Genomic DNA, 1,161 nt, shown 5'->3' with positions numbered 1-1,161 from the left:
TTAAGGTGACTTAAATTTTGTGATCAGATCTTAGATAGCTTTGGTTAGCTTCCGATTGGTGTTTTAAATACAGATTTGTGTATGAAGAGAAAAACATTTCTAATCCAGATATTGGTACTCTTATTCACATTCCAGAATATTTGGAGTGTGGCAGAGGCTGCTTGTCTGCATGAAATGCCAAACATACCCAATTCAATACTCTCTAATCCAATCGATTTAGACGAAAAGAGTGATAGTCCTCGTCAAGCACTTTATTCCCTAGAAAACTATAAAGAAATCTATGACTATTGTCAGAAGGTTTGTTTTAACGAAAAGTGCAGTCATTTCTCAAATACAATCGTGATTCAGATTGACCCACCCGATGATCTGAAGCTTAAAGCTAATTTTGAGACCGGCATTACCCCAACTTATTTGGGAATAACTTTTTATAAACCCCCTTATCTGAATCAATTAACCCCGCCTCCCGATTTGCCCCTACTATTGGTGGGGTAGTCTTATAAAAGCCCACCACTCCTAATTTCATTATGCGTGGGGCATTTTCATGTCAAAAAACAAATTACATCAGGATACCTCCATCCTGAATTTATCCTGGTCAGCCTTAGGTAGCGGTATCTTGCTATCTGCAATGATCAGCTTCAGTACTTCCGTAGTCGCCAGTACTCAAGATTTAACGCTGCAGCAAGCTATTGAGCAGGTTAACCAATATCAAGCGTCCCAAAATTTCTGGGAAACGCAAAACAGCATTAATGCCACGAATCTTCAGCAAAGTAAGCTGTTTAAAAATCCTGAACTGTCAGTTGAACAAACGGGATTTGGTTCAAATAATGAAAAAGAGCTTACCATTGGCATATCACAACCCTTGGATATTTTTGGTGAGCGAAGAGCAAACCAAAAATTAGCCAGTCTCTCTACAGATAAAACAGCGCTGAAGCAGAAGATTTATCAAGCGCAAATTGAGCTTGCAGTGAAATATGTATGGTCACAACTGGCCATTGCCGAACTTGAAAGAAACATTGTCAATGAACAACTTCGGGTGAGCGAAGAAAACCTTAAAGCGATCGAGAAGCGCTTTACTGCGGGCGGTATCGCGCAAGTAGATGTGAATCGCGCACGTTTAAGTCATGCTGAAAATATCCGTCTTTTTAGACAGGCCGACTTACA

Annotated in this window: 2 protein-coding genes; both read left to right on the top strand. The window is 40.0% G+C overall.

All coding sequences use genetic code 11. The features are described from left to right. The first annotated feature begins 81 nt into the window (after positions 1 to 81). A complete protein-coding gene (locus ACWQ4X_RS19665) occupies positions 82 to 492 on the top strand; it encodes a hypothetical protein (protein WP_005180699.1) in 411 nt (136 codons plus the stop codon). A 49-nt stretch (positions 493 to 541) separates the two neighbouring features. Beyond that, positions 542 to 1,161: TolC family protein (locus ACWQ4X_RS19660; RefSeq protein ID WP_457904673.1), on the top strand; the 620-nt coding region annotated here is incomplete at its 3' end.

The sequence above is a fragment of the Acinetobacter sp. NigerLNRRAM0016 genome (assembly GCF_054112845.1).
This window is presented reverse-complemented; position numbering and strand designations above follow the sequence as displayed.

Bases quoted from the DNA above. Each gene is read 5' to 3' on its own strand.
- ACWQ4X_RS19665 (WP_005180699.1), top strand. From the start codon at position 82: ATGAAGAGAAAAACATTTCTAATCCAGATATTGGTACTCTTATTCACA.